Below are 24297 nucleotides of genomic sequence, written 5' to 3' on the forward strand. Positions count from 1 at the left end.
GGCCATGACGGACGGAACGCGCCCGCCCACGCCGTACCCCGCCGACGAGCCCGGGGTGCTGCGCCAGGTGTTCGGCCTGCTCCGCCGGTGGTGGCCGGTGGGTGCGGTCGCCGTTCTGCTCGCCGGGGCCGCGCTGGCCTCCGCGCACTCGTCGATCGGGGCCAGCCGGATCCCCCCGGCCGCGGAGAACGTCCCCTGGGTCCCCGAGTACCCGACGGCGGAGCCATCGTCGTCGATTCCGGTGGAGCCGCGCGACGCCGGCGAGGCCACCCAGGCGCACATCCCGCAGTGGATCGCCACCGTGGCGATGGTGCTGCTCGGGCTGGCCATCGCCGCCGTGTTGGGTTACCTCACCTGGATCCTCGTGCGCGGCGCGGTGCGCCGTACCACCCGGGCACTGCCGGCGCAGCGGGGCCGGCGTACCGCCGAAGGCACCGCCCGCGAGGTGGTCGCCGCGCTCGACGCCGGCCTTGTGGAGCTGGACGACCGGGACACCGATCCCCGGGTCGCGGTGATCGCCTGCTGGGTACGCCTGGAGGAGGCCGCCGCCACCGCCGGTGTTCCCCGGCGGCCCGGTGACACTCCCACCGACCTGGTCACCCGGCTGCTGCGCGGCGACCCGTCGGCCGGGGTGCCGGCGATCGTCAGCGCCGACGTGCTGGCCGAGTTCGCGCACGTCTACCGGGAGGCCCGGTACGCCACCCGCCCGGTCGACGAACGCACCCGCGACCAGGCCCGAGCCGCGCTGCGCCGGTTGCGCCACGAACTGGCCGCGGTGGCCCCCAGCCAGGAGGTGCCTGCTTGAGCACCACCAGCATCGACGACCTGCTCGCCTTCGAGGAGGAACCGGCACCGGCCGACCCGCAGTCGCGGGGCGGGCCGGCCCGCCTGGTGCTGCGCTCGCTCGCGATCGCGGCCGCCCTGGTCGCGGTGCTCGTCGCCGGGCTGCGCGCCATCGGCCTCCAGGTCTCCCTGCCCGTGCTGATCGCCGGGGTGCTCGCCGTGCTGGCGGTCCGCCGGGTCACCGGCCTGCTCGCGCCGCCACCCCCGCCGCCGCCGAGCGGTCGGATGACGACGGGCGAGGAGGACGGCAGCTACAACTGGGGCTCCCGGGACGCGCTGCGCACCGCGATCAACCGCTGGGAATGGCCACTCGACTGGTCCACGACGCGACCCGAACGCTTCACCAGCGTGGTCCTGCCCCGGATCGGTGAACTCGCCGACGAGCGGATGCGCCTGAAGCACGGCGTGACCCGTGAGTCGGACCCGGGCCGCGCCCGTGTCCTGCTGGGCGACCGGCTGTGGACGTTCCTGGAAAACCCGCCCCGCCGCCCCCCGTCGCCGCGCGACCTCGCGGTGATCGTCGCCGAACTGGAGCAGATCTGATGAACGACGTGGACCCGAGCATGCCCGCCGCCGAGGTCGGCCGTCTGGCCCGGGCGGTGCTGGACGCGGTCGGCACCGTCGTGGTCGGCAAGCGGGACGCGTTGGAGCTGGTCCTCGCCGGCATCCTGGCCGGTGGGCACGTCCTGCTGGAGGATCTGCCGGGTCTGGGCAAGACGCTCACCGCGCGCTCGTTCGCCCAGGCGCTCGGGCTGGACTTCCGCCGGCTCCAGTTCACCCCGGACCTGCTCCCCGCCGACGTCACCGGCTCGTTCCTCTACGACCAGCGCAACGGCGACTTCACCTTCCGGGCCGGCCCGGTCTTCACCAACCTCCTCCTCGCCGACGAGATCAACCGGACGCCCCCGAAGACCCAGTCCGCGCTGCTGGAGGCGATGCAGGAGAAGCAGGTCTCGGTGGAGGGCGTGACCTACAAGCTGGACGAGCCGTTCCACGTGCTGGCCACCGCCAACCCGATCGAGTACGAGGGCACCTATCCGCTGCCCGAGGCGCAGCTGGACCGGTTCCTGCTCCGGGTCTCCTTCGGCTACCCGGAGCACGACGAGGAGTGGGAGGTGCTGCGCCGCCGGATGAGCCGCCGCCGCGAGGAGGCGGAGATCAAGCCGGTGGTCGACGCGGCCACCCTGCGGTCGATGCAGGCGGCCCTGGAGGACGTGGTGGTGGAGGACTCCGTGGGCCGCTACATCGTGGCGCTCACCGCGGCCACCCGGGAGCACCCGTCGGTGCTGGTCGGCGCGTCGCCGCGGGGCTCGCTGGCGCTGCTGCTGCTGGCCCGGGTCCGTGCGGTGTTCGGCGGCCGGGACTACGTGGTGCCGGAGGACGTCAAGGAGGTGGCGGCGCCCGCGCTGGCCCACCGGATCACCCTGCGCCCGGAGATGTGGCTGCGGCGGGTCGACCCGGCGTTCGTGGTCGGCGAGGTGCTGGAGGGCACTCCGGCCCCGGCCAGCGGCGCGCTGCCCAGCTACGCCGCCGGCGGGCCCCGGCGCTGATGACCGGACCGACCGTGCCCGCGCCGAGATCCGCCGAGCCGGAACCGGCCACCGGCTGGGCGCCCACCTGGGCACTCGGCCGGGCGGTGCTGCTCGCCGGTCTGTTGCTGGTGGCGGGGGTGCTGCTGGGGCGGGTCGACCTGATCGTGCTGGCCGCCCCGTTCGCGCTCGGCACCGCGTACGCGCTGCGCCGCCGACCCTCCGCGCTACCGCAGGTGTGGATCACCCCGGGTGACGACGGGCCGATGGTCGAGGGCGGCGCGGTGACGGCGGCGGTGAGCGTCGGCAACCCGGACACGGTCGACTACGACCTCGTGGTGGTGCGGTCCCGGGTCTCGCCGTGGCTGCGGATCGAGCGGGCCGGCTTCGCCTTCGACGGGTCGCACGACGATGCGACGCACAACGGTGGTGCCGCACCGGCCGGTGGCGCGGGGCGCTCGGTCGCCGATCGGCCGTTCGTGACGTCGGTGCCCAGGGCGACGGCGGTGGACCTCGGCCTGGCCGGCAGGGCCCTGCGCTGGGGTCGGCACCCGGTCGGTCCGGCCGGCGCGCGGATCGCCACGGCGGGTGGCCTGCTGGTCTCCCGGGCGGTGATCACCGAGCCGGTCCGGGTCCGGGTCTATCCGCGAACCGAACCGTTCGAGGCGGTGGAGGCGATGCCCCGAGCCGCCGGCCTGGTCGGGGCGCACCACTCCCGCCGGCCCGGCGAGGGCGGCGAGCTGGCCGGCGTACGGATCTTCGCGCCCGGCGACCGGCTGCGCCGCATCGACTGGCGGGTTTCGCTGCGCGCCCGGCAACTGCACGTGGCGTCCACCCTCTCCGACCGGGACGCCGAGGTGGTGGTGCTGCTCGACGTGCTCGCCGAGGCAGGCCGCTCGGGCGGGGTGGGCGGCGCCGCCTCGGTGCTGGACACCACGGTGCGGGCCACCGCCGCGATCGCCGAGCACTACCTGCACCGGGGCGACCGGGTCTCGCTGCTGGAGTACGGGCCGGCCGCGCGGCGGCTGCGCCCGGCCGCCGGTCGCCGGCAGTACCTGACCGTGCTGGAGTGGCTGCTCGACGTACGCGCCCAGGCCTCCCAGCACGAGCCGTACGACCAGGTGTTCGGCCCGCAGCTGCTCTCCTCGGACGCGCTGGTGGTGGTGCTCACCCCGCTGCTGGACGAGCGGTCGGCGCAGATGCTGGCCCGGCTGGCCCGCGCCGGGCGGTTCGTGGTGGCGGTCGACACGCTGCCGACCGACCTGACGCCGCCGAAGGACCGGGGCTGGGCCGAGGTGGCGTACCGGCTGTGGCGGCTGGACCGGGAAATCATGATCGGGCAGCTCCGGGAGCACGGCGTGCCCGTGGTGCGCTGGGCGGGCGCCGGCAGCCTCGACCAGGTGCTGCGGGACGTGGCGCGGCTGGCGATGGCCCCGAGGGTCGGTGCCCGGTGAGCGGGGGTGGGCACAGATGATCGACGCCGTCACCGGGCGGGTCAGGGCGGCCCAGGACGCCTTCGCCCGGATCAGCGCCGCCCCGCTCATGGTTCGGGCCGGGATCTTCGTCACCGTGCTGGCCGGGTTTGCGCTGGCGTTCCCCGCCGAGGTGCTGTCCGGCCGGCCGCTCGGCTTCCTGGCGGTGGCCGCGCTGCTGCCCGCGGTGGGTCCGCGTCGGGTCTGGCCGACCTTCGCGGCGCTGGTGATGGTCGGCGGCTGGCTACTCGCCACCGACGGTTACGGCCGGCCGGTGGCGCTCTGGCGGCTGCTCGCTCTCGCCGCGCTGCTCTACCTGGGGCACACCCTCTGCGCGTTGGCCGCGCTGCTGCCCTACGACGCGGTGGTGGACCCGGAGCTGATCACGCGCTGGCTGCTGCGGGCGGCCGCGGTGCTGCTGGGTACCGCCGTGCTGGGGGTGCTGCTGTTGCAGGTCGCGGGCCTGGGTGGGGAGAGCGGCCACCAGTGGGTCACCGTGCTCGGGTTACTCGTGGCGGTGGGGATAGCAGCGTTGCTGGGCTGGCTCCTGCGACGCAGGTAGATTGTGTGTCGACCAGGGTTATCCAGGTCACAGGGGTTGTGCTCCGTCACAGATGGGGGGCGCGAGCGGGATTACCTGAGCCGACCGGGGAAAGATAGATGACGTGAATCCGAAGCGGATCCTTGTGGTGGGTGCCGGGCACGTCGGTCTCTATGCCGCCCTGCGCCTGTCGAAGAAGCTCAGCTCCCGTGAGGCTGAGGTCATCGTGGTGGACCCCCAGCCGCACATGACGTACCAGCCGTTCCTGCCCGAGGCCGCGGCCGGCAACATCTCCCCCCGGCACTCCGTGGTGCCGCTGCGGCGGGAGTTGCAGCGGTGCACGGTGGTGGCGGGCACGGTCACCCGTGTCGAACATGATCGCAAGGTGGCGACCGTGCAGCCGATCGTCGGCCCGGCCCGGGAGATCCCGTACGACCACGTGGTCGTGGCCCCGGGCTCGGTGTCCCGGACGCTGCCGATCCCCGGCCTGCACGAGCATGGCATCGGGTTCAAGACCATCGGCGAGGCGATCTACCTTCGCAACCACGTGCTGGACCGGCTGGACGTGGCGGCCGTCACCCCCGACCCGGACGTCCGCCGGTCGGCGCTGACCTTCACCTTCGTCGGTGGTGGCTACGCCGGCATCGAGGCGCTCGCCGAGATGGAGGACATGGCCCGGGACGCCCTGCGCTACTACCCGGAGCTGAAGCCCGAGGAGATGCGCTGGGTGCTCGTCGAGGCCACCCAGCGGGTGCTGCCCGAGGTGGACCGGGACATGGGCGCCTACACGGTGCAGCAGCTGCTCAAGCGGAACATGGACATCCGGCTGGACACCCGGCTGGAGTCCTGCGTCGACGGGGTGGTCAAGCTCTCCGACGGCGACAGCTTCCGCTCCGACACGATCGTCTGGACGGCCGGCGTGAAGCCGTCGCCGATGCTGGACGCCACCGACTTCCCGCGCGACGACCGGCGGCGGGTCACCTGCCTGCCCACCCTTCAGGTGGTCGACGGTGACCGGGTTGTCGAGGGCGCGTGGAGCGCCGGCGACTGCGCCGCGGTGCCCGACCTGACCAAGGAGCCGGGCAACTTCTGCTCGCCGAGCGCCCAGCATGCGGTGCGTGAGGCCGCCCGGATGGCCGACAACATCGTGGCGGTGATCCGGGGCCGCGAGCCGGTCAACTACAAGCACAAGCACGTCGGCAGCGTGGCCAGCCTCGGGCTGCACAAGGGCGTCGCCCAGGTGTACGGCGTGAAGATGACCGGCTGGCCGGCCTGGTTCATGCACCGGACGTACCACATGAGCCGGATCCCGTCGTTCAACCGCAAGGTCCGGGTGGTGGTGGACTGGTCGCTGGCGTTCTTCCTCAAGCGTGAGGTGGTCGCCCTGGGCCAGCTGCACGACCCGCGCGAGGAGTTCGTCGAGGCGTCCCAGCCCGTCGGCGCCCCCCGCGTCTGACCCGATCGACGACAGGGGGCCCTGCCGTGTTGGCGGGGCCCCTTGTCGTACGCGGTCAGACCCGCCAGGTCCAGGCGTCGGCGATCCGGGTGGCCGGGCCGTAGAGCTGCTCCAGGGTCGCGCGCAGGCTCTCCACGTGTGGGGCGTCGTCCGCCAGCGCCACACACGAGGCGCCCCAGAAGTCGGCGTCCCGGGCGGCCTGCCGGCGCTGCTCGTCGCCGATGGCCGGCTGGTCGCCGCGCCGCGCGACGTCGGCCAGCAGGGCCGAGGTGGGCTGCTTGAAGGTGCCCATCGCCGCGGTGCCGCCCCGTCCGTACGGGCCGATGAAGAATCCCTCCGGCAGACCGAAGCCCGCGTCGGCGGCGGCTGCCCAGCGCATCGGCCACGGTTCCTTGGGCGTGGGCAGCGGCACCGGGACCAGCACCCCGCCGGGCTGGACGCACTGCCGCCAGTGCCCGCCGGTGACGAATTCCGGCACGGCGGGCCGCTCGGCCGTCGGCAGCGGGGTCGGGAAGATCGGCAGTAGCGCCGCGACGACGGCCAGCGGCACCAGCCGCCGCGCCCGACCGGTGCTCCGGAGGGCCTTGTCGAGCGCCAGCACCAGCAGCGTCGCGATGATCGGGAGCAGCGCCAGGCCGAACCGCATCGGCAGCGCGCCGTCCACCACCGGCAGCCCGGCCAGCAGGGCGTACGGGCCGGGCAGTGCCGTCCTGGTGCCGCCGAGCACCACTTCCGGGCCGAGCGAGAGCGCACCCATCACCAGCGCCGCGACCACGCAGGCGAGCACCAGTCGCCGCCGCCCCGCCCAGATCCAGATCGCGCTGGCCGCGGTGACCAGCAGCAGCGGCCAGCCGAGGAAGGTGTTGTACTCGGCCGGGCCGGTGGTCAGCCGGGCGGACTCGGCGCTGCCGGCCACCGACAGTGGGGAGACGGTCCACCAACTGCTCAGGTCGGCGGAGAAGTAGGCCGGACTGAACATCCCGTCGGCGACCCCCTGCGGCCCGGCGAACTGGAACCACAGCGGATATCCGAGCACCAGCAGGGCCAGCCCGGCGGCGACGGCCAGCCCGCCGGCGAAGTTGGGCAGCGCCCGACGGGCCAGGTCCCGGTCCGCCACGGCGTAGCTGACCGCCATCACCAGCAGTGTGACGGCGGCGAGGAAGAGCACCTCCTCGCCGATGAAGACCTGCGCGGTGATCGCCGCGGCCAGCCCGGCCGCGGAGCTGAGCATGCGCCGCCGGTCCGGCCCGGCGACCAGGCGGCGGGACCCGGTGGGCGGCGTGGGCCCCGGATCGGACGCCCGCAGCAGCCGGACCACCAGCCAGATGATCACCGGCACCAGCCACTGGGCGGTCATGTGCAGGTGGCTGTTGGTCTGCGAGATCATGCCGGGGCCGAACCCGCACAGCCCTCCGCCGAGGGCGGCGGCGAGCCGCCGGGCGCGCATCGCCCGGTGGAACAGCAGGTACCAGGCGACGGCGGTGCCGGCCAGGTTGGCCGCGGCGAGCAGCGCGAAGGTGACCGGCGCGCCGAGCAGCAGGGTGATCGGCGCGCAGACGATGCCGAGCGCGATGACCGTGGTGTTGGCCATCAGGTTGACCCCGTCGGGGGCGTTGAGCCGGTCGGTGAGCAGACTGAAGTCACCGAGCAGCGCGCGCGCGTCGACCGCGAGGAACCACTCGTAGAGGGTCTGGTCCTCGGGGTTCAGCGCCAGCGTCCGGCCGGCCGGGTCGGGCCACAGTCCGTGGGTGAGCCAGCCGGCCACCACCGTGCAGATCAGCGCGACGAGCAGGTCCCCCCGGTGCCGGCGGACGGCGGCCAGCAGCCGGACGGCCCAGGCTTGGCGGTTGACCTGATCGGCGAGGCGGAAGGCCTGCTCAGGGGCGGCGTCGGGGGCCGTGGGGGCTGCGCTGCTCACGGCATCGACCCTAATGCGGCCAGGCTGGCGGGGTACGCCGGGTCGCCGCGAACCAGCTACGGTGACACTGCACCGTGCGTGTCGGCGCGCCGGTGCCACCCGCCCGGGTGGTGGAACGGCAGACACGGCCGCCTTAAAAGCGGCTGCCGCAAGGCGTGCGGGTTCGACCCCCGCCCCGGGCACCAGCGGGCTGAACGCATTCTCAGTCGTGATCACCATGAGTTGGTCGGGCCGTTTACTCTTGGAGGGCACGTTCACGTGCAAACGACCCCCTGAGGGAGGCCAGACAGTGAAGACCTCGAACCCGGTGCTCGCCCGGCTCGGCCAGGCGGCCGAGCGGGAGCGCTCCGCCGGGTACGCCCCGACCGGGCCGTACGGACAGCCCGGCATTCCGCAGCAGTACCCGTCCCAGGCCGGTTACCCGGTCGCGCCGCCAACCGTGGCGCCCATGACCGTCGACGACGTGGTGGTCAAGACCGTCGCCCTGCTCGGCATCCTCGGCATCACCGCCGCGGCCGCCTGGGTGCTCGTGCCCGACGCGCTGGTCGGTGCCGCCTGGATCGGCGCGGCGGTCGTCGGCCTGGTGCTCGGCCTGATCATCTCGTTCTCCCGGATGGCCAACCCGGCGCTGGTCATCACGTACGCGGTCGTCGAAGGCGTCTTCGTCGGCATGGTCAGCAAGGCGTTCGAGACGGCGTACGACGGCATCGTGCTCCAGGCCGCCGCGGCCAGCTTCGGCATCTTCTTCCTGATGGCGATGCTCTACCGGGCGAAGGTCATCCGGGCCACCCCGGCCTTCGTCAAGGGCATGATCGCGGTGATGACCGGCCTCTTCGCGGTCATGCTGATCAACCTGGTGCTGGCGCTGTTCGGCGTCAACACCGGCCTGCGCGACGGCAGCCCGCTGGCGATCGGCTTCAGCCTGGTGTGCATCGTGGTCGCCTCGCTGAGCTTCGTGCTCAGCTTCAAGGAGATCGAGGACGGCGTCCGGATGGGCCTGCCGCAGCGCTACTCCTGGACGGCCGCCTTCGGCATCCTGGTCAGCCTGGTCTGGCTCTACATCGAGATCCTGCGACTGCTGAGCTACTTCCAGGGCGACGACTGACGTCGTCCGCGCTGCCGACCGGCGCCCGCCCCCGCTCCTGGGGGCGGGCGCCGTCGTCTGCGCCGGCCGTGCCGTTTGCCCGCCGCCGCCGGTCCGCCCGGGGCAGAGTGACTGCGAGGGGTACGCGGGCGAAGGAGGTGGCGGTGCGCAGCAACAACCCGGTGCTCAACCGGCTGGACGAGACCGGCCGGTTGGAAGCCCGGGTGCTCGGTGCCCGTGACGTCGAGCCGATGACCGTCGACGACGTGGTGGTCCGCACCGTCGGGTTGCTGCTGCTCACCGGCGTGGCGGCGGCGGTCTCCTGGGCGGTGGTGCCGGAGGCGGTCTGGGTGCCCGCCGCGCTGGCCGGCAGCGCTCTCGCGTCGATCGCGCTGGTCCTGGTCATCTCGCTGCGCGGGATCACCAACCCGGTGCCGATCGTCGGCTACGCCCTGCTCCAGGGGCTGCTGCTGGGGGTGGCCAGCCGTGCCTTCGAGCTGGTCTATCCGGGCATCGTGGTGCAGGCGGTGGCCGGCACCTTCGGCGTCTTCCTCGGCATGGCGGCGCTCTACCGGGCCCGGATCATCCGGGCGACGCCCCGGCTGGCCCGCGTGGTGATCGGCACGCTGCTCGGCATCGCCGTGCTCAGCGTGGTCAACCTGGTGTCGTACCTGATCTCCGGGCGGCCGGGGCTGGCGGTTTACAGCGTCAGCGGAGAGGTGGGCTGGCTGCCGTACGCCTTCTCGGTCGTGGCGATCATCGCCGGCGCGCTCAGCTTCATCCTCGACTTCGACCTCGTCGAGCGTTCGGTGCGCGACGGCCGACCCCGCCGGTACGCGTGGTTGAGCGCGTTCGGCCTGCTCACCGGGCTGGTCTTTCTCTACTGGCAGCTGTTGCGGCTGCTCAGCTACCTGCGCCGCTGACCGGCCGACGTGACTCGCCCGGCGTCGGCCGTAGACTCGGCGGCGATGAGCACAGCGGAGTTGGACCAGGCCGTGCGGCTGCTGGTCCGTCAGGTCGCGCACTGGGAGCAGCCCCGCTGGGCGGCGGTCGCGACCACCGGCAACATGTCCCGCGCCGACCTGGTGCACCGGCTCGTGCAGGAGATCGCCAACCTGGCCGCCGACGCCGAGGGCGAACCCCGCCGGGTGGTGCCCCGGCTGGACAACGACCTGGCCCTGCCCGACCAGGTGCGGGTGGTGGTGGCGGACCTGATCGCCGCCGGGCCGGGTGCGGAGGTGCTGGCGCGGGCCGCCGCCGAGGTGACGGCGACCCGCAGCGCGCTCTGAGCGACGGTCGGCTCAGCTGAGCCGTTCCAGCACCATGGCCATGCCCTGACCGCCGCCGACGCACATCGTCTCCAGGCCGATGGTCTTGTCGTGCCACTCGAGTGCGTTGAGCAGGGTGCCGGTGATCCGGGCGCCGGTCATGCCGAACGGGTGGCCGACGGCGATCGCGCCGCCCATCACGTTCAGCTTCTCCTCCGGGATGCCCAGCTCCCGGTAGGAGGGGATGACCTGCGCGGCGAACGCCTCGTTGATCTCGACCAGGTCGACGTCGTCGATGGTCATGCCGGCCCGGCGCAACGCCTGCCGGGACGCCTCGACCGGACCGAGGCCCATGATCTCCGGCGACAACGCGGTCACGCCGGTGGAGACGATCCGGGCCAGCGGGGTCAGCCCGAGCTCCTCGGCCCGCTGCGCGCTCATCACCACCACGGCGGCGGCGCCGTCGTTGAGCGGGCAGCAGTTGCCGGCGGTGATCCGGCCGTCCGGACGGAACACCGGCTTCAGGCCGGCCACGCCCTCCAGGTTGACCCCCGCCCGGGGGCCGTCGTCGGTGCTCACCACCGTGCCGTCCGGCGTGGTGACCGGCGTGATCTCCCGGGCCCAGAAACCGTCGGCGATGGCCTTCTCGGCGAGGTTCTGACTGCGGACGCCGAACGCGTCCATGTCGGCGCGGCTGACGTCGTACACCTGGGCCAGGTTCTCCGCGGTCTGACCCATGGTCAGGTAGATGTCCGGCAGCTCCCCGGACTCGCGCGGGTCGGCCCACACCTCGGCGCCGCCCTGCGCGCGACGCTTCGAGCGTTCGCCAGCCGCCGCGAAGCGCGGGTTCTCCCAGCCGCCGCCGACCAGCGCCTGCGCCTCGGGGGGCAGCCCGTCGGAGCTGCCCCGGGCGTACCGGGAGACCATCTCCACGCCGGCGGAGACGAACACGTCGCCCTCGCCGGCCCGGATCGCGTGCATGGCCATCCGGGTGGTCTGCAAGGAGGAGGCGCAGTATCGGGTCAGCGTGGCGCCGGGCACGGTGTCCAGCCCGAGCAGGGTGGCCACCACGCGGGCCATGTTGAAGCCCTGCTCGCCGCCGGGCAGGCCGCACCCGAGGTAGAGATCGTCGATCGTGGTCGGGTCGAGCTGGGGGATCTTGTCCAGGGCCGCCTGGACGATGGTCGCGGCGAGGGCGTCGGAGCGGACGTCGCGCAGGGACCCCTTGTGCGCCCGGCCGATGGGGGAGCGGGCGGTGGCGACGATGACGGCGTCGCGGGACGACTCAATCGGCATGGACCCACGTTAACCCGCCGGTAACTTGGCGCGGAAGGAGCCGGCCCGGCGGGAAATGTCACCCCGAGCCGCGTCGATCTAGCGTCGGGAGGCGACCGCCGCGGCGGCCGCGACGGCGGGGAGCAGGGCGTGCGCCCACACCCGGTAGCCGTCGGCGGAGGGATGGAAGCCGTCGTGGCAGAGCGTCCCCGCGTCGGCCCGGAACACCGGCCCGGTCTCGGTGGCCAGATCGACCACCGCGCCGCCGGCATCGAGCACGGCCGTCGTCTGGGCGCGGGCCACGCGGCGCCCGGACCAGCCGACCAGCTGGCGCAACGGGGGCGCGATGGCCCGTACGGCGCCGAGGTCGGGGCAGGTGCCCACCACCACCTCGACCCGCGCCTCGCGCAATCGGTGTACCGCCGCACCGAGATACGCCGACGCGTCGGCGGGCCGACGCAGCCCGGTGGCGTCGTTCGCCCCGATCAGGACCAGCGCCACGTCGGGCCGCTCGCCGAGCAGGGCCCGCGCCACCTGGGTGGTCAGGTCCGTCGAGCGGGACCCGGAGACGCCGACGCTGGACAGGTGCACCCGCCGCCCTGCGGGGCCCTCGGCGAGCAGGTTGGCCAACTGCCCGCCGATGGTGTCCTCGAGCCGGTCGACGCCCACGCCCAACGCCGACGAGTCGCCGAGCAGCACCAGCCGCAGCGGTGGCGCGTCAAGCCGACCGATCGTGGCCCGCAGCGCCAGCCCCAGCTCCGGCTGGGCGTAGCGCCGGTGCCGGGCGACGAACGCCTCGCCGGCCAGGACGGCAGCGCCGCCCACGGTGCCGGCGAGCAGCGAGAGCGCCGCCGCCCGACCCAGTCGGACCGGGAAACCGGCGGTCACGTCCCGCTCGCTGCGCTCGTTCATGCCAGTCCCTCCACTGTCGAGGTGTCCGGGGCGGACCCGCGTTGCGGCACCGCACCGACACCGAAGAACGCCCGGCGGCGCAGCTGCGCCCACCGGCCGGCCGGCCCGTGGTCGTGGCCCCGGACCTGGGTGCCGCTGACCTCCGTGCCGGCGTGCCGGGCCGCCTCCTGCGCGGCCTCCGGCAGCGACCGTACGCCCTCGCCCGGTGTCGGTGTGACCCGTCGTTCCTGCCCCGTGCCGAGCGCGGAGAGCATCGTCGGCAGCAGCGCGGCGGCGGCCACCGCGTACCCCTCGGCGGAGGGATGGAACCGGTCCCAGGCGAACATCCGGTGCGGCTCGGCGGCGAAGCGGGGGCCGAGCAGGTCACCGAGGGAGACCGTCCAGCCGCCAGCCTCGACCACGGCCACCGTCTGGGCGGCGGCGAGCTGTCGGCTCCACCGGTGCGCCAGCCAGCGCAGCGGTGGCTGGATCGGACGGATCGCGCCCAGGTCGGGGCAGGTGCCGACGACCACCTCGCAACCGGCGTCGCGCAGCGTGCGGACCGCCTCGACCAGGTAGCGCACAGCCAGCCCGCGCGGGGTGCGGTTGGTGATGTCGTTGCCGCCGATCAGGATCACCGCGATGTCGGGCTCGCGCTCCAGCGCCGCCTCCACCTGGTGCCGGAGCACTGCCGAGATGGCCCCGACCACCGCGAAGCGGTGCACCCGCACCGGCCGGTGCAGCCGTCGGGACAGGCCGGTGGCGAGCAGCGCGCCCGGCGTCTCCCGGCGGCGGTGCACCCCGTAGCCGGCCGCCGACGAGTCGCCGAGCACGACCATGGTGAGCGCCGCGCCAGGGAACTTGGCGCCGTAGAGCCCGTCGCAGCGCGGCGGCGGCGCCTCGGCCATCGGGATGGTGCGCCGGGCCTGGCGGGCCTGGCCGAGCAGCACCCCGCCGGTCGCGATCGCGGCCGCCGCGGTGGCGCCCGTCCCGATGGCCGCCAGCCAGGCGACCCGCCGGGCCTGCCGCCAGCGCGGATCAACGGGTACGACGGAACCAGCCACCCCCATTCCACGACATTATCTCGCCGGGCCGACACGCCGCTGTCGTCGTGACGGCTCGCGGGTGCCTGGAAACCGACGCGACGGGGTACCTGTCCGGGGGAGGCCGGCCGACTTGCGCCGACCCGCCACGCTGATCCGGCGGAGAGGAGCGCGACGATGGGGAAGACACTGAAGCGCAGCGCGGCGTTCGCGGCCCTGGCCCGAGCGTTGGCGGCCGGGGCACGCGGCGGGCCGTCGCTGGGCGCCCGGTTGGCGGCGCTGCCCCGGATGATCCGGGCCACCGCCCGTGGGCAGTACGACGGCGGCCTCCGGCTGGCCCTGATGACCGCGGCGACGGCGTACATCGTCTCGCCGATCGACCTGCTCCCCGAGATCCCACTGGCGATCTTCGGGCTGGCCGACGACGCGGTCATGATCACCTGGCTGGCCGGGAGCGTGCTCGCCGAGACGGACCGTTTCCTGGAGTGGGAGGCCCGGCGCAGCTCGGTCATCCCCGGGGGGCTGGTGCCCTGACGGCACGTACCCTGGGCGGCGAGGAAACGTCTGCCCGGCCGCCATCGCCGGCGCCGCAACGGAGGGCACACCGTGCAGTACTACGACAACGTCGTCGACATGATCGGCAACACCCCGCTGGTACGTCTGCGTAACGTCACCGAGGGCATCCAGGCCACCGTGCTCGCCAAGGTCGAGTACGTCAACCCGGGCGGTTCGGTGAAGGACCGGATCGCGCTGCGGATGGTGGAGGACGCCGAGGCGGCCGGCCTTCTCAAGTCCGGCGGCACCATCGTCGAGCCGACCAGCGGCAACACCGGTGTCGGGCTGGCCCTGGTGGCCCAGCTCAAGGGCTACCGCTGCGTCTTCGTCTGCCCCGACAAGGTCAGCCAGGACAAGCAGGACGTGCTGCGGGCGTACGGCGCCGAGGTGGTCGTCTGCCCGACCGCCGTCGCCCCGGAGGACCCGCGCTCGTACTACAACGTCTCCGACCGGCTGACCCGGGAGATCCCCGGCGCCTGGAAGCCGAACCAGTACAGCAACCCGGCCAACCCGCGCTCGCACTACGAGACGACCGGCCCGGAGCTGTGGAAGCAGACCGAGGGCGGGCTCACCCACTTCGTGGCGGGCGTCGGCACCGGCGGCACCATCTCCGGCATCGGCCGTTACCTCAAGGAGGCCTCCGAGAGCCGGGTGCGGATCATCGGAGCCGACCCGGAGGGCTCGGTCTACTCCGGCGGCACCGGCCGGCCGTACCTCGTGGAGGGCGTCGGCGAGGACTTCTGGCCGGAGACGTACGACCGGGGTGTCGCCGACGAGATCGTCGAGGTCTCCGACAAGGCGTCCTTCGAGATGACCCGGCGGCTGGCCCGCGAGGAGGGGCTGCTGGTCGGAGGCTCCTGCGGGATGGCTGTGGTCGCCGCGCTGGAGGTGGCTCGTCGGGCCGGCCCGGACGACGTGGTGGTCGTGCTGCTGCCGGACGGCGGCCGGGGCTACCTGTCCAAGATTTTCAACGACTCGTGGATGGCCCGGTACGGCTTCCTCGACAACTCCGGCACCGAGCCGACGGTGGCCGACGCGCTGGCCAGCAAGCCGGGCGGGCTGCCCGAGCTGGTGCACGTGCACCCGACCGAGACGGTCCGCGACGCGATCGACTACATGCGCGAGTACGGCGTCTCGCAGCTGCCGGTGCTCAAGGCTGAGCCGCCGGTGGTGACCGGCGAGGTCGCCGGCTCCATCGCCGAGCGGGACCTGCTCGACGCGCTCTTCACCGGTCAGGCGCACCTGCACGACACCATCGAGCGGCACATGGGCGACCCGCTGCCGATGATCGGTGGTGGCCAGCCGGTCAGCGAGGCCGTCGGCCTGCTGGAGAAGTCCGACGCCGCCCTGGTCCTCGTCGACGGCAAGCCCAAGGGCGTCCTCACCCGCCAGGACCTCCTGGCCCACCTGGGCGCCCACTGAGCGGTAAGGAAGGGCACCTTATTAACGCCTCGTGTAGAGCAGGGGCCCCTTGTTAACGCTCCGGCCGCCGGGTGCCCGGCGGCCGGAGCGTCAGGCACGCAGCTCGGTGGGGACCGCGACGACGTCGACGAACGCGCCCTTGCGCAACACGGTCACCGGCAGCCGGACGCCGATGGCCGGGCCGAGCATCAACCGCTGCAACCCCTGGCCGTCGGCCACGGGTCGCCCGCCCGCGCTGAGGATGACGTCGCCCAGGTAGAGACCGGCCACGCCGGCCGGGCTGCCTGGCACCACCTCCACCACGCGCAGCCCGCGTCGCTGGCCGGTACGTGCGGTCACCTCTGGCGGCAGCGGAACGGGTACGCCCGCCACGCCGAGCCAGGCCCGTCGGACCCGGCCGGCGGTGGTCAACTCGGCGATGATCTGCCGGGTGGTGGCGTTGATCGGCACCGCCAGTCCCAGTCCGTAGCCGGCGACGGCGGTGTTCACGCCGATCACCCGCCCGGCGGAGTCGGCCAGCGCGCCGCCGGAGTTGCCGGGGTTGAGCGCCGCGTCGGTCTGGATCACGTCCTCGATCAGCCGGGTGACCCGCCCGTCCCGGGCGGGCAGCGAGCGGCCGAGCCCGGAGACCACCCCGGCGGTCACCGAACCAGCCAGCCCCATCGGGTTGCCAACGGCCACCACCAGCTGGCCGATCCGCAGTGCGTCGGCGTCGCCCAGCTCCACCGGTGGCACGGTGGTCTCGTCGACTCGCAGCACGGCGAGGTCGGAGAGCGGGTCGGCGCCGACCACCCGGAACGTCGTCTCGGTGCCGTCGCCGAACGCCGCCGAGCCGTCCGCGGCACCCTGCACGACGTGTGCGCTGGTCAGCAGCAGACCGTCGGTGCCCACGGTGACCGCGGAGCCGGCGCCGGCGCCGCGTGCGGTCCGCACCGACAGCGCGGCCACACTGGGCAGCACCCGGGCCGCCACGGTCGTGACCACCTGGGAGTACGCGTCCAGCGCGGCCTCCTCGGCCGGGCCGGACCTGGTGTGATCGGTGTCCATGTACCCGGCAACGCCGCCCGTGGCGCCGGCATGCCCTGATCCGCCGACAGCGAACATCGACCTGCGCCGTGTTAATAAGGGGCCCCTGTACAACCGGAGGCGTTAATAAGGTGCCCTTCCTTGCACCGTCAGCGGGCGGGTGTAGCGGAGTTGCGGGGTGGGGGCGGAGCCGATGTACTCCTCGCGTTCGGCGCCGGTGGGGGTCCAGCCGCCGCGTTCGTAGAAGGCGCGGGCGTGTGCGTTGTCCCGCAGCACCCAGAGCACCGCTCGCCGCCAGCCCCCGGCCCGCATGGCGTCCAGCGCGTCCACCATCAGCGTGCGGCCGGTGCCCCGCCCCTGCTCGGCCGGTTCCAGGTGGATCGCGTTGAGCAGCCCGGTCGCCGGGTCGTCCTCGTCGTCCGGGCCCAGGTAGCTGAACCCGACCAGCGTCCCGGCGCGTTCCGCCACGGTCAGCCGGTGGGTGTCCCGCTCCCAGCTCCACCGCTCGGTCCAGTACTGGCCCATCGCCTCCGACGTCGGGTCGGCCAGCGCCTCGGCGGGCAGGAAGGAGGAGTACGCGGCGACCCGGGAGCGCTGGTGCAGGGCACCCACCCCCACGAGGTCGTCACCGGTGGCGGGGCGGAGCGTGACGGTCACCCGGCCGAGGCTACCCGGCGTGGTGGGAGCTGCACCGTGGTCAGATCCTCGGCGATGATCAGGTCGCCGTCGAAGTGCTCGCGCGCCTCGTCGTGGAACCGGCGCGGGTCCGGGTACCGCTGGGAGAAGTGGGTGAGCAGCAGCCGCCGTACCCCCGACTCGGTCGCCACCCGGGCGGCCTGCGCCGCGGTCAGATGGCCGACCTCGGCGGCGAGCGCGGCCTCCGACTCCAGGAAGGTCGACTCGATGACCAGTAGGTCGGCGTGTTCGGCGAGGGCGTAGACCCCGTCGCAGAGGCCGGTGTCCATCACGAAGGCGAACCGCTGCCCCGGTCGGGGCACGCTCACCTCGTCCCGGCTGACGCGACGCCCGTCCAGGTCGAGGTGGCCGACGCGGATCAGCTCGCCGATGGCCGGCCCGGCGATGCCGTACGCGGCCAGCTTCTCCGGCAGCATCCGGTAGCCGTCCGGCTCGACCAGCCGGTAGCCGTACGTCTCGATGGGGTGCCGCAGCCGGCGGGCCTCCAGCGTGCCGCATCCCAGGGTGATCCGCTGCCCGTCGGCCTCGATCGGCTCGACCCGCAGCTCGGCGGTCTCGTAGAAGGAGGTGGCGTGCCGCAGCCGGGCGAAGTATTCGGCGCCGCCGGCCGGGAAGTGCACGGCGACCGGGTGCGCCACCCGGTCCAGTGAGAGCCGCTGGATGGTGCCGGGCAGGCCGAGGCAGTGGTCGCCGTGGAAGTGGGTGACGCAGATCCGGGTCAGGTCGGTGGCGGTGACCGTGGTGTGCAGCAGTTGCCGCTGGCTGCCCTCGCCCGGGTCGAAGAGGATCACCTCGTCGTCCCAGCGCAGCACGTACCCGTTGTGGTTGCGCTGGCGGGTCGGCGCCTGACTGGCCGTCCCCAGGACCACCAGCTCGCGCATGGACATCGCGGGTCCTCCGGCTGAGCTGACCGGCCCGACCGCTGCCGGCAGATGAAGCGACCCCCGGGGTGTTCCGCGCTTTCGCGCGGGCCGGCTGGACTGGGCCGGCACCCCGGGGGTCGGGTGGCTGTCATGGATTCGCCGCACCGCTGCCACACGGTCTCGACGTTGGTACTGGTGCCCGCCTCGCGGCGGACCGATCACTGTCGAGGACAGCGGCTAGCGGACAGCCACCTCACGAGTCCGATTGCTATACAAGTCTGGACCACCTCCTTTCACGTGTACCGCCACGCTATCGAGTCCCCGGCGGGCTCGGCAACGGATTTCGATCACACGCCGGACGGGAATGCCCGGCCGCCTCTCGGCGGCCGGGCATCGTGGTCGTGCGGGTTGCTGACGGTCAGCCGGCGGTACGGGCCACACCGACCGGGCAGCTCAGCCCGTTCGGGCCGTGGTTGCAGTACCCGTTCGGGTTCTTCGTCGGCGCCAGGTACTGCTGGTGGTAGTCCTCGGCGAAGTAGTAGCTGCCGAGCGGGGCGATCTCCGTGGTGATGTCACCCTTGCCGGCCCGCTTCACGATCGGCTGGAACGCGTCCCGGGACGACTCCGCGACGGCCCGCTGCTCGTCGGTGGTCGTGTAGATCGCCGACCGGTACTGGGTGCCCACGTCGTTGCCCTGGCGCATGCCCTGGGTCGGGTCGTGGTTCTCCCAGAAGACCTTCAGCAGGTCCTCATACGCGATCTTGCTCGGGTCGTAGACCACCTGGACGACCTCGGCGTGCCCGGTCCGGCCGGAACACGCCTCCTCGTAGGTCGGGTTCCTGGTGATGCCACCCGCGTAGCCGGCGGAGGTGGTGAACACCCCGGGCAGCGTCCAGAACAGCCGCTCGGCGCCCCAGAAGCAGCCCATACCGAAGACGGCGACCTGGAGTCCCTCCGGGTACGGGCCCTTCAGCGGGGTCCCCAGCACCTCGTGCCGGTCGGCGACCGGCATGGCGATCGGGCGGCCCGGCAGGGCCTGGTCGGGGGTGGGCAGCTCAGCCTTGGACTGGCGAAGGAACACGGTGGACTTCCTCTCGTACCTCTGCCGCATGCAACCCGGTGGGCCCAGGTTCCTTACCCGCCCAGGCTGGAGTCAGGCCGGCGGCCGGGACGGGCGTGGCAGGGCGTCGGCCACCCGGGCCGCGATGTCTCGGGCGTCCTGATCGGCGGGGTAGCGGGTACGCGGCCAGAAGAAGCCGCGCAGCCCGTCCCCCTTGGTCCGAGGAACCACGTGGGTGTGCAGGTGCGGCACCGATTGGGACACCTTGTTGTTGATCGCCACGAACGTCCCACCGGCCCCCAGGCCGGTCTCCACCGCCACCGCCAGCCGCTGGACCAGGGCGAAGTAGCCCGGCAGCAGCTCGGCCGGCAGCTCGGCCAGGGTCACCAGGTGGACCCGGGGCACCACCAGCACGTGCCCCGCGAAGACCGGGCGGGTGTCCAGGAACGCCACCCCGTCCGACTCGTCGGTCACCCGGAACGCGGGCACCTCGCCGGCCACGATTCCGCAGAACACGCACCCGCTCATCGGCCCAGGCTAATGCCGACTGCCCGGCCCCGCCCCGAAGCGCCGGGCGGGGCACTAGCCTCACCAGCATGAACCACGGCTTCGAGACGCTCGCCATTCACGCCGGTCAGGACCCTGAGGCCCGCACCGGCGCGGTGATTCCACCGATCTACCAGACCAGCACGTACGCGCAGGACGCCGTCGGCGCGCCCCGGCTCGGCTACGAGTACAGCCGCTCCGGCAACCCGACCCGCGACGCCCTCCAGGAGTGCCTGGCCGCGCTCGAGGGCGGGCCGGTGGGGCTCGCCTTCGCCAGCGGCCTGGCCGCCGAGGACACCCTGCTGCGGGCCCTCTGCCAGCCGGGCGACCACGTGGTCATCCCGGACGACGCGTACGGCGGCACGTACCGGCTCTTCGCCCGTGTCTCCCAGCGGTGGGGCCTGGAGTTCACCCCGGCCAAGGTGTCCGACGCGGCCGCGGTCCGGGCCGCCGTGCAGCCGGGCCGTACGAAGATCGTCTGGGTGGAGACGCCGACCAACCCACTGCTCGGCATCGCCGACATCGCCGCCCTGGCCGGCGTGGCGCACGACGCGGGCGCGCTGCTGGTGGTCGACAACACCTTCGCCTCGCCGTACCTGCAGCAGCCGATCGCGCACGGCGCGGACGTCGTGGTGCACTCCACCACCAAGTACATCGGTGGCCACTCCGACGTGGTCGGTGGCGCGCTCGTCGTCGCCGACGCCGCGCTCGGAGAGGAGCTGCGCTACCACCAGAACGCGATGGGCGCGATCAACGGGCCGTTCGACGCCTGGCTCACCCTGCGCGGCATCAAGACCCTCGGGGTACGGATGGACCGGCACTGCGACAACGCCGAGCGGCTCGCCGGGTACCTCGACGGGCACGCCAAGGTGGCCCAGGTGATCTACCCCGGGCTGCCCTCCCACCCCGGTCACGAGGTGGCCGCCAAGCAGATGCGCCGGTTCGGCGGCATGATCTCCTTCCGGGCCGCCGGCGGCGAGGACCACGCGGTGGAGATCTGCAATCGGGCCAAGCTCTTCGTGCTCGCCGAGTCGCTGGGCGGGGTGGAATCCCTGATCGAGCACCCGGGCCGGATGACACACGCAAGTGCTGCCGGCTCGCCGCTTGAAGTTCCCGGCGATCTCGTGCGACTGTCTGTCGGCATCGAGACGGTCGACGACCTGCTCGCCGATCTGGAGCAGGCACTGGGCTGACCGCTGGGGAAGGATGGCCGTGCAGGACATCATGGCGACCTGGGTCGGGGCGACCGCCAAGCAGATCGCCCGGGGCGTACGCAGGGGAGACGTCTCGGCCACCCAGGTCGTCGCCGACCACCTCGAGTACATCGCGCGGGCCGACGGCGAGCTGGCCGCGTTCCGCGCCGTGCGCGGCGGTGAGGCGATCACCGAGGCGGAGAAGGTCGACGAGCAGGAGGACCTGGCCAACCTGCCGCTGGCCGGGGTGCCGGTGGCGGTCAAGGAGAACACTCCGGTCGCCGGCCTGCCCACCTGGAACGGCTCTGCCGCGGTGCGTACCGACGTGGCGGAGGCCGACCACGAGGTGGTGCGCCGCCTGCGCGGCGCCGGCGCGGTGATCCTCGGCGTGACCCGGATGCCCGAGCTGGGGCTGTGGGCGCTCACCGACGACAACAGCGCGGTGACGCGCAATCCGTGGGACAGCGGGCGTACCCCCGGCGGCTCGTCCGGCGGCGCCGCCGCCGCGGTGGCCGCCGGGCTGGTGCCGATCGCGCACGGCAACGACGGCCTCGGTTCAATCCGGATCCCGGCGGCGTGCTGTGGCCTGGTCGGGCTCAAGCCCGGCCGGGGCGTGGTCCCGTGCCAGCTCGGCGCGGACGACTGGTTCGGCCTCACCGAGCACGGCATGTTGACCAGCACGGTGGCCGACGCGGCGGTTGGCTTCTCGGTGCTCGCCGGTCGGCGGCCGGAGAAGCTCGTCCCGCCGCAGCGGCTGCGGGTGGGCGTCTCGCTGCGCTCCCCGGTGCGCGGTGTCTCGCCGGACGCACCCAACCGCGACGCGGTCGCCGCCGCCGGCCGGCTGCTGGCGGCCGCCGGGCACGACACCGTGCCGGCCGATCCGGTCTATCCCACCGCGCTCGGCCTGCAGGGCATCGCCACCTGGTTCGCCGCCGCGGCCGCCGACGTCCGGGCCGCCGGGCTGGACCGGCGCGACCTGCAACGGCGTACCCGGCGCCACGTCGGGCTGGGGGAGTGGGCGCAGCGTCGCGGCTACGTCCGGGAGGCCGACCGGGCCGCCTGGCGGCAGCGGTCGATCGACTTCTTCACCGACCACTCCGTCGACCTGCTGCTCACCCCGGCGCTGGCCAGCGCGCCGCCGGAGGCCGCACGCTGGTCCGACCGGTCCTGGCGGGCGAACATGACGGCCAACATCAGGTACGCCCCGTACGCGGCACCGTGGAACATCGCCGGTCTGCCGGCGATCGTGGTGCCGGTGGGTCGCCGCCCGGACGGGCTGCCCGTCGCCGTGCAGCTGGTCGGTCCGCCCGGCTCGGAGCTGCTGCTGCTCGGCGTGGCCGGTCAGTTCGAGATGGCCGCGCCGTGGTCGCGCCACGCCCCCGGCTATCCCCGGGTCGGAACGGGGTCGCCGGCCACCGCATGATCGTCTACGGTGTGCGCGCATCGTCGCGCGGACCGGGGGACATCAATGCGCTGCCAGACCTGCGGGGACGCCACGCCCCCCGACCACAACGAATGCCAGCGTTGCCACACTCCGCTCGGCCAGCCCGCCGTCACTCCGGGGCTGCCGACCTACTCCGTACGCGGCATCGGCCTGGCTGCCGGCATCGCGGTCGGCGCTACCGCTGTGCTGTACCTAGTGGCGGCACTCGCTTCGCTGGTGGGGCTGGCGATGGCCCGGCAGGCCCGGGCCGACGGTGACCCGGATCTGCTGCTCGCCGCGGTGGTCGTCGAGGCGCTGTTGGCGCTGCCCATGGTGGCCGCGTACCTCACCGCCGCCGTACTGGTGATCATCTGGACGTGGCGGGCGCGCAAGAACATCGAGGCGTTCCCGGGTGCGCTGCCGACGCTCGGGGCCGGCTGGGCGATCGCCGGCTGGCTGGTGCCGTTCGCGAACTTCGTGATGCCGGCCCGGGTGGTGGCCAACGTGGCCCGGGACAGCCTTTGGCGGCGGTTCACGCCGGACCTGGTGTACGTCTGGTGGGCCGCCTGGTTGGTGTTCAGCGTCGGCGAGCGGTTTGTCAGTCGCCGCGACAGCCAGGCGTACGACAGGCTGCCGGAGACCCCTTCCACCGACGCCGACTACCAGGCGTACCTCGATTACTATCCGGACTCTCTGCTCCGCCACGCCGTGCCCGCGGTGGCCTGCGTGGTCGCCGCCGTGGCGCTGATCGTGCTGGTCCGGCGGATCTCCACCATGCAGGAGGCGCGGATCGCCCGGGGAATGCCGGCCTGGCCGACGACCGCCCAGGGCTGGCCGATGTCCCCGACTCTCCGGGCGCCGGTGCCGGGCGGACCCGTGCCGGCCGTTCTGCCCCCGGCGACCCCGGTGTCGCCGCAGGAGGCGCCGGGGGCGGGTGGCACGATCGGGGCATGACGGAACTGGTCGGTCTCGACGACGTGCGGGCCGCGCGGGAACTGCTCGCCGGCGTCACCCGGACCACCCCGCTGGAGCCCTCCCGGCCGCTGAGCGCGGCGCTGGGCGGGCCGACGTGGCTGAAGTGCGAGAACTTGCAGCGCGCCGGTTCGTACAAGGTGCGCGGCGCGTACGTGCGGATCTCCCGGCTGTCGGCGGCGGAGCGGGAACGCGGTGTGGTCGCGGCGAGCGCGGGCAACCATGCGCAGGGCGTGGCGCTGGCCGCCGGGCTGGTCGGCACTCACGCGACGGTCTTCATGCCGGTCAACGCGCCGTTGCCGAAGGTGGCGGCCACCAAGGGGTACGGCGCGCAGGTCGAGTTGGCCGGCAACACGGTCGACGAGGCGCTGGTCGCCGCGCACACGTACGCCGAGCGCACCGGCGCGGTGCTGATCCACCCGTTCGACCACCCGGACGTGATCGCCGGCCAGGGCACGGTGGCGCTGGAGATCCTCGAACAGTGCCCGGATGTGCGGACCATCATCACCGGGGTGGGCGGCGGCGGCCTGATCTCGGGCATGGCGGTGGCCGCCAAGGCGCTGCGACCCGACGTCCGCATCATCGGTGTGCAGGCGGCCGGCGCAGCGGCCTTCCCGCCCTCACTGGTGGCCGGGGAACCGGTCCGGTTGCCGGCCTTCTCCACCATCGCGGACGGCATCGCTGTCGGCCGGCCGGGGGAGCTCACCTTCAGCCACGTCCGCAAGCTTGTCGACGAGATCGTCACGGTCTCCGAGGAGGACATCTCCCGGGCTCTGCTGATGCTGCTGGAGCGGGGCAAGCAGGTGGTCGAGCCGGCCGGCGCGGTCGGCGTGGCCGCGCTGCTGGCCGGTGTGGTGCAGGTGGAGGCCCCGGTGGTGGCGGTGCTCTCCGGCGGCAACATCGACCCGCTGCTGATGCTGCGGGTGATCGAGCACGGTCTGGCCGCCGCGGGTCGCTACCTGCGGGTGACGGTGCGCTGCTCGGACCGGCCCGGGCAGTTGGCCTCGCTGCTCAGCCAGATCGCCGAGCACCGGGCCAACGTGGTGGACGTGGAGCACCAGCGGGCCAACCCGCACCTCGGCCTCGGCGAGGTGGAGGTGGCGCTGTCGGTGGAGACGCGGGGCGTGGAGCACTCGGACACCCTGATCAGCGCGCTGCGAGCCAGCGGTTACCAGGTGGTCTTCGCCGGCGAGGCGTGACACCCGCGGGTGCCACGCCCCG

Annotated in this window: 24 protein-coding genes and 1 tRNA gene; 16 read left to right on the plus strand and 9 right to left on the minus strand. The window is 73.4% G+C overall.

Annotated elements, in window-relative coordinates; translation table 11 throughout:
• Nucleotides 1–4: 4 nt before the first annotated feature.
• From ABZU69_RS02860 to ABZU69_RS02885, 6 genes are all read left to right on the plus strand, one after another.
• Nucleotides 5–805 carry a DUF4129 domain-containing protein gene (locus ABZU69_RS02860; RefSeq protein WP_354962709.1) on the plus strand — a complete coding sequence of 267 codons (801 nt, stop codon included), beginning with the start codon at nt 5–7 and terminating at the stop codon, nt 803–805.
• The gene (locus tag ABZU69_RS02865; RefSeq protein WP_354962710.1) at nt 802–1386 is read left to right on the plus strand and encodes a hypothetical protein; all 585 of its coding nucleotides are present in this window, start codon (nt 802–804) and stop codon (nt 1384–1386) included. The genes ABZU69_RS02860 and ABZU69_RS02865 overlap by 4 nt, the downstream gene beginning before the upstream one ends.
• Nucleotides 1386–2393, plus strand: coding sequence for a MoxR family ATPase (locus tag ABZU69_RS02870; RefSeq protein ID WP_354962711.1), 1008 nt, complete (start codon nt 1386–1388; stop codon nt 2391–2393). Before ABZU69_RS02865 ends, ABZU69_RS02870 begins: the two co-directional genes overlap by 1 nt.
• Nucleotides 2393–3826, plus strand: coding sequence for a DUF58 domain-containing protein (locus ABZU69_RS02875; protein WP_354962712.1), 1434 nt, complete (start codon nt 2393–2395; stop codon nt 3824–3826). The genes ABZU69_RS02870 and ABZU69_RS02875 overlap by 1 nt, the downstream gene beginning before the upstream one ends.
• Before the next feature lie 16 nt (nt 3827–3842).
• Entirely contained in the window at nt 3843–4406 is a 564-nt protein-coding gene (locus ABZU69_RS02880; protein ID WP_354962713.1) for a hypothetical protein, read from the plus strand.
• 103 nt (nt 4407–4509) lie between these two features.
• Nucleotides 4510–5841, plus strand: coding sequence for an NAD(P)/FAD-dependent oxidoreductase (locus tag ABZU69_RS02885; RefSeq protein ID WP_354962714.1), 1332 nt, complete (start codon nt 4510–4512; stop codon nt 5839–5841).
• A 55-nt stretch (nt 5842–5896) separates the two neighbouring features.
• On the opposite strand, the gene ABZU69_RS02890 is transcribed toward ABZU69_RS02885, so the two are convergent.
• On the minus strand, nt 5897–7759 hold the full coding sequence (locus tag ABZU69_RS02890; RefSeq protein WP_354962715.1) for a hypothetical protein: 1863 nt from the start codon (nt 7757–7759) through the stop codon (nt 5897–5899).
• Between the two features lie 101 nt (nt 7760–7860).
• Between ABZU69_RS02890 and ABZU69_RS02895 the strand changes: the two genes are divergently transcribed.
• From ABZU69_RS02895 to ABZU69_RS02910, 4 genes are all read left to right on the plus strand, one after another.
• Nucleotides 7861–7944 (plus strand) — tRNA-Leu (locus tag ABZU69_RS02895).
• A gap of 104 nt (nt 7945–8048) precedes the next feature.
• A complete protein-coding gene (locus tag ABZU69_RS02900) occupies nt 8049–8864 on the plus strand; it encodes a Bax inhibitor-1/YccA family protein (RefSeq protein ID WP_354962716.1) in 816 nt (271 codons plus the stop codon).
• Between the two features lie 143 nt (nt 8865–9007).
• Nucleotides 9008–9766, plus strand: a complete 759-nt coding sequence (locus ABZU69_RS02905; RefSeq protein ID WP_354962717.1) for a Bax inhibitor-1/YccA family protein — start codon at nt 9008–9010, stop codon at nt 9764–9766.
• A 45-nt stretch (nt 9767–9811) separates the two neighbouring features.
• Nucleotides 9812–10132: a hypothetical protein gene (locus tag ABZU69_RS02910; protein WP_354962718.1), complete on the plus strand. Its 321-nt coding sequence runs from the start codon at nt 9812–9814 to the stop codon at nt 10130–10132.
• Between the two features lie 12 nt (nt 10133–10144).
• On the opposite strand, the gene ABZU69_RS02915 is transcribed toward ABZU69_RS02910, so the two are convergent.
• From ABZU69_RS02915 to ABZU69_RS02925, 3 genes are all read right to left on the minus strand, one after another.
• Nucleotides 10145–11407 (minus strand): acetyl-CoA C-acetyltransferase, encoded by a 1263-nt coding sequence (locus tag ABZU69_RS02915; protein WP_354962719.1) that lies wholly within the window; start codon nt 11405–11407, stop codon nt 10145–10147.
• Between the two features lie 78 nt (nt 11408–11485).
• On the minus strand, nt 11486–12298 hold the full coding sequence (locus tag ABZU69_RS02920) for an SGNH/GDSL hydrolase family protein (protein ID WP_354962720.1): 813 nt from the start codon (nt 12296–12298) through the stop codon (nt 11486–11488).
• Nucleotides 12295–13347: an SGNH/GDSL hydrolase family protein gene (locus ABZU69_RS02925; protein ID WP_354962721.1), complete on the minus strand. Its 1053-nt coding sequence runs from the start codon at nt 13345–13347 to the stop codon at nt 12295–12297. Before ABZU69_RS02925 ends, ABZU69_RS02920 begins: the two co-directional genes overlap by 4 nt.
• Nucleotides 13348–13497: 150 nt before the next feature.
• Here ABZU69_RS02925 and ABZU69_RS02930 point away from each other — a divergent pair, with 150 nt between their 5' ends.
• Together ABZU69_RS02930 and ABZU69_RS02935 are read left to right on the plus strand one after the other, a co-directional pair.
• Nucleotides 13498–13854, plus strand: coding sequence for a YkvA family protein (locus ABZU69_RS02930; RefSeq protein ID WP_354962722.1), 357 nt, complete (start codon nt 13498–13500; stop codon nt 13852–13854).
• 72 nt (nt 13855–13926) lie between these two features.
• Complete coding sequence (locus ABZU69_RS02935; protein WP_354962723.1) at nt 13927–15297, plus strand: cystathionine beta-synthase; 1371 nt, start codon at nt 13927–13929, stop codon at nt 15295–15297.
• Between the two features lie 90 nt (nt 15298–15387).
• Here the strand turns inward: ABZU69_RS02935 and ABZU69_RS02940 are convergent, their stop codons facing one another.
• The 5 genes from ABZU69_RS02940 to ABZU69_RS02960 form a co-directional block, all read right to left on the minus strand.
• On the minus strand, nt 15388–16344 hold the full coding sequence (locus tag ABZU69_RS02940; RefSeq protein WP_354962724.1) for a trypsin-like peptidase domain-containing protein: 957 nt from the start codon (nt 16342–16344) through the stop codon (nt 15388–15390).
• A gap of 102 nt (nt 16345–16446) precedes the next feature.
• Nucleotides 16447–16980, minus strand: a complete 534-nt coding sequence (locus ABZU69_RS02945) for a GNAT family N-acetyltransferase (protein WP_354962725.1) — start codon at nt 16978–16980, stop codon at nt 16447–16449.
• Nucleotides 16977–17906 (minus strand): ribonuclease Z, encoded by a 930-nt coding sequence (locus ABZU69_RS02950; RefSeq protein ID WP_354962726.1) that lies wholly within the window; start codon nt 17904–17906, stop codon nt 16977–16979. Before ABZU69_RS02950 ends, ABZU69_RS02945 begins: the two co-directional genes overlap by 4 nt.
• Before the next feature lie 394 nt (nt 17907–18300).
• The gene (msrA, locus tag ABZU69_RS02955; RefSeq protein ID WP_354962727.1) at nt 18301–18963 is read right to left on the minus strand and encodes a peptide-methionine (S)-S-oxide reductase MsrA; all 663 of its coding nucleotides are present in this window, start codon (nt 18961–18963) and stop codon (nt 18301–18303) included.
• A gap of 72 nt (nt 18964–19035) precedes the next feature.
• On the minus strand, nt 19036–19470 hold the full coding sequence (locus ABZU69_RS02960) for an HIT family protein (RefSeq protein WP_354962728.1): 435 nt from the start codon (nt 19468–19470) through the stop codon (nt 19036–19038).
• A 68-nt stretch (nt 19471–19538) separates the two neighbouring features.
• Here ABZU69_RS02960 and ABZU69_RS02965 point away from each other — a divergent pair, with 68 nt between their 5' ends.
• Genes ABZU69_RS02965 through ilvA form a run of 4 tightly spaced genes read left to right on the plus strand, consistent with a single transcriptional unit; the run spans nt 19539 to nt 24275 of the window.
• Entirely contained in the window at nt 19539–20681 is a 1143-nt protein-coding gene (locus ABZU69_RS02965) for a cystathionine gamma-synthase (protein WP_354962729.1), read from the plus strand.
• Between the two features lie 13 nt (nt 20682–20694).
• Nucleotides 20695–22104: an amidase gene (locus ABZU69_RS02970; protein ID WP_354962730.1), complete on the plus strand. Its 1410-nt coding sequence runs from the start codon at nt 20695–20697 to the stop codon at nt 22102–22104.
• 45 nt (nt 22105–22149) lie between these two features.
• Nucleotides 22150–23058 carry a DUF4328 domain-containing protein gene (locus ABZU69_RS02975; protein ID WP_354962731.1) on the plus strand — a complete coding sequence of 303 codons (909 nt, stop codon included), beginning with the start codon at nt 22150–22152 and terminating at the stop codon, nt 23056–23058.
• Nucleotides 23055–24275 (plus strand): threonine ammonia-lyase, encoded by a 1221-nt coding sequence (gene ilvA / locus ABZU69_RS02980; protein ID WP_354962732.1) that lies wholly within the window; start codon nt 23055–23057, stop codon nt 24273–24275. The genes ABZU69_RS02975 and ilvA overlap by 4 nt, the downstream gene beginning before the upstream one ends.
• The last annotated feature ends 22 nt before the right edge of the window (nt 24276–24297 follow it).

Source organism: Micromonospora sp. NPDC005206 (genome assembly GCF_040608175.1).
Taxonomy (GTDB): domain Bacteria; phylum Actinomycetota; class Actinomycetes; order Mycobacteriales; family Micromonosporaceae; genus Micromonospora.

What these genes read in the sequence shown, in the direction of transcription:
- ABZU69_RS02860 (WP_354962709.1), top strand. Translation starts at nt 5, where the DNA reads ATGACGGACGGAACGCGCCCGCCCACGCCGTACCCCGCCGACGAGCCC.
- ABZU69_RS02870 (WP_354962711.1), top strand. Translation starts at nt 1,386, where the DNA reads ATGAACGACGTGGACCCGAGCATGCCCGCCGCCGAGGTCGGCCGTCTG.
- ABZU69_RS02875 (WP_354962712.1), top strand. Translation starts at nt 2,393, where the DNA reads ATGACCGGACCGACCGTGCCCGCGCCGAGATCCGCCGAGCCGGAACCG.
- ABZU69_RS02880 (WP_354962713.1), top strand. Translation starts at nt 3,843, where the DNA reads ATGATCGACGCCGTCACCGGGCGGGTCAGGGCGGCCCAGGACGCCTTC.
- ABZU69_RS02910 (WP_354962718.1), top strand. Translation starts at nt 9,812, where the DNA reads ATGAGCACAGCGGAGTTGGACCAGGCCGTGCGGCTGCTGGTCCGTCAG.
- ABZU69_RS02915 (WP_354962719.1), bottom strand. Translation starts at nt 11,407, where the DNA reads ATGCCGATTGAGTCGTCCCGCGACGCCGTCATCGTCGCCACCGCCCGC.
- ABZU69_RS02920 (WP_354962720.1), bottom strand. Translation starts at nt 12,298, where the DNA reads ATGAACGAGCGCAGCGAGCGGGACGTGACCGCCGGTTTCCCGGTCCGA.
- ABZU69_RS02925 (WP_354962721.1), bottom strand. Translation starts at nt 13,347, where the DNA reads ATGGGGGTGGCTGGTTCCGTCGTACCCGTTGATCCGCGCTGGCGGCAG.
- ABZU69_RS02930 (WP_354962722.1), top strand. Translation starts at nt 13,498, where the DNA reads ATGGGGAAGACACTGAAGCGCAGCGCGGCGTTCGCGGCCCTGGCCCGA.
- ABZU69_RS02940 (WP_354962724.1), bottom strand. Translation starts at nt 16,344, where the DNA reads ATGGACACCGATCACACCAGGTCCGGCCCGGCCGAGGAGGCCGCGCTG.
- ABZU69_RS02950 (WP_354962726.1), bottom strand. Translation starts at nt 17,906, where the DNA reads ATGTCCATGCGCGAGCTGGTGGTCCTGGGGACGGCCAGTCAGGCGCCG.
- ABZU69_RS02960 (WP_354962728.1), bottom strand. Translation starts at nt 19,470, where the DNA reads ATGAGCGGGTGCGTGTTCTGCGGAATCGTGGCCGGCGAGGTGCCCGCG.
- ABZU69_RS02965 (WP_354962729.1), top strand. Translation starts at nt 19,539, where the DNA reads ATGAACCACGGCTTCGAGACGCTCGCCATTCACGCCGGTCAGGACCCT.
- ABZU69_RS02970 (WP_354962730.1), top strand. Translation starts at nt 20,695, where the DNA reads ATGGCCGTGCAGGACATCATGGCGACCTGGGTCGGGGCGACCGCCAAG.
- ABZU69_RS02975 (WP_354962731.1), top strand. Translation starts at nt 22,150, where the DNA reads ATGCGCTGCCAGACCTGCGGGGACGCCACGCCCCCCGACCACAACGAA.
- ilvA (WP_354962732.1), top strand. Translation starts at nt 23,055, where the DNA reads ATGACGGAACTGGTCGGTCTCGACGACGTGCGGGCCGCGCGGGAACTG.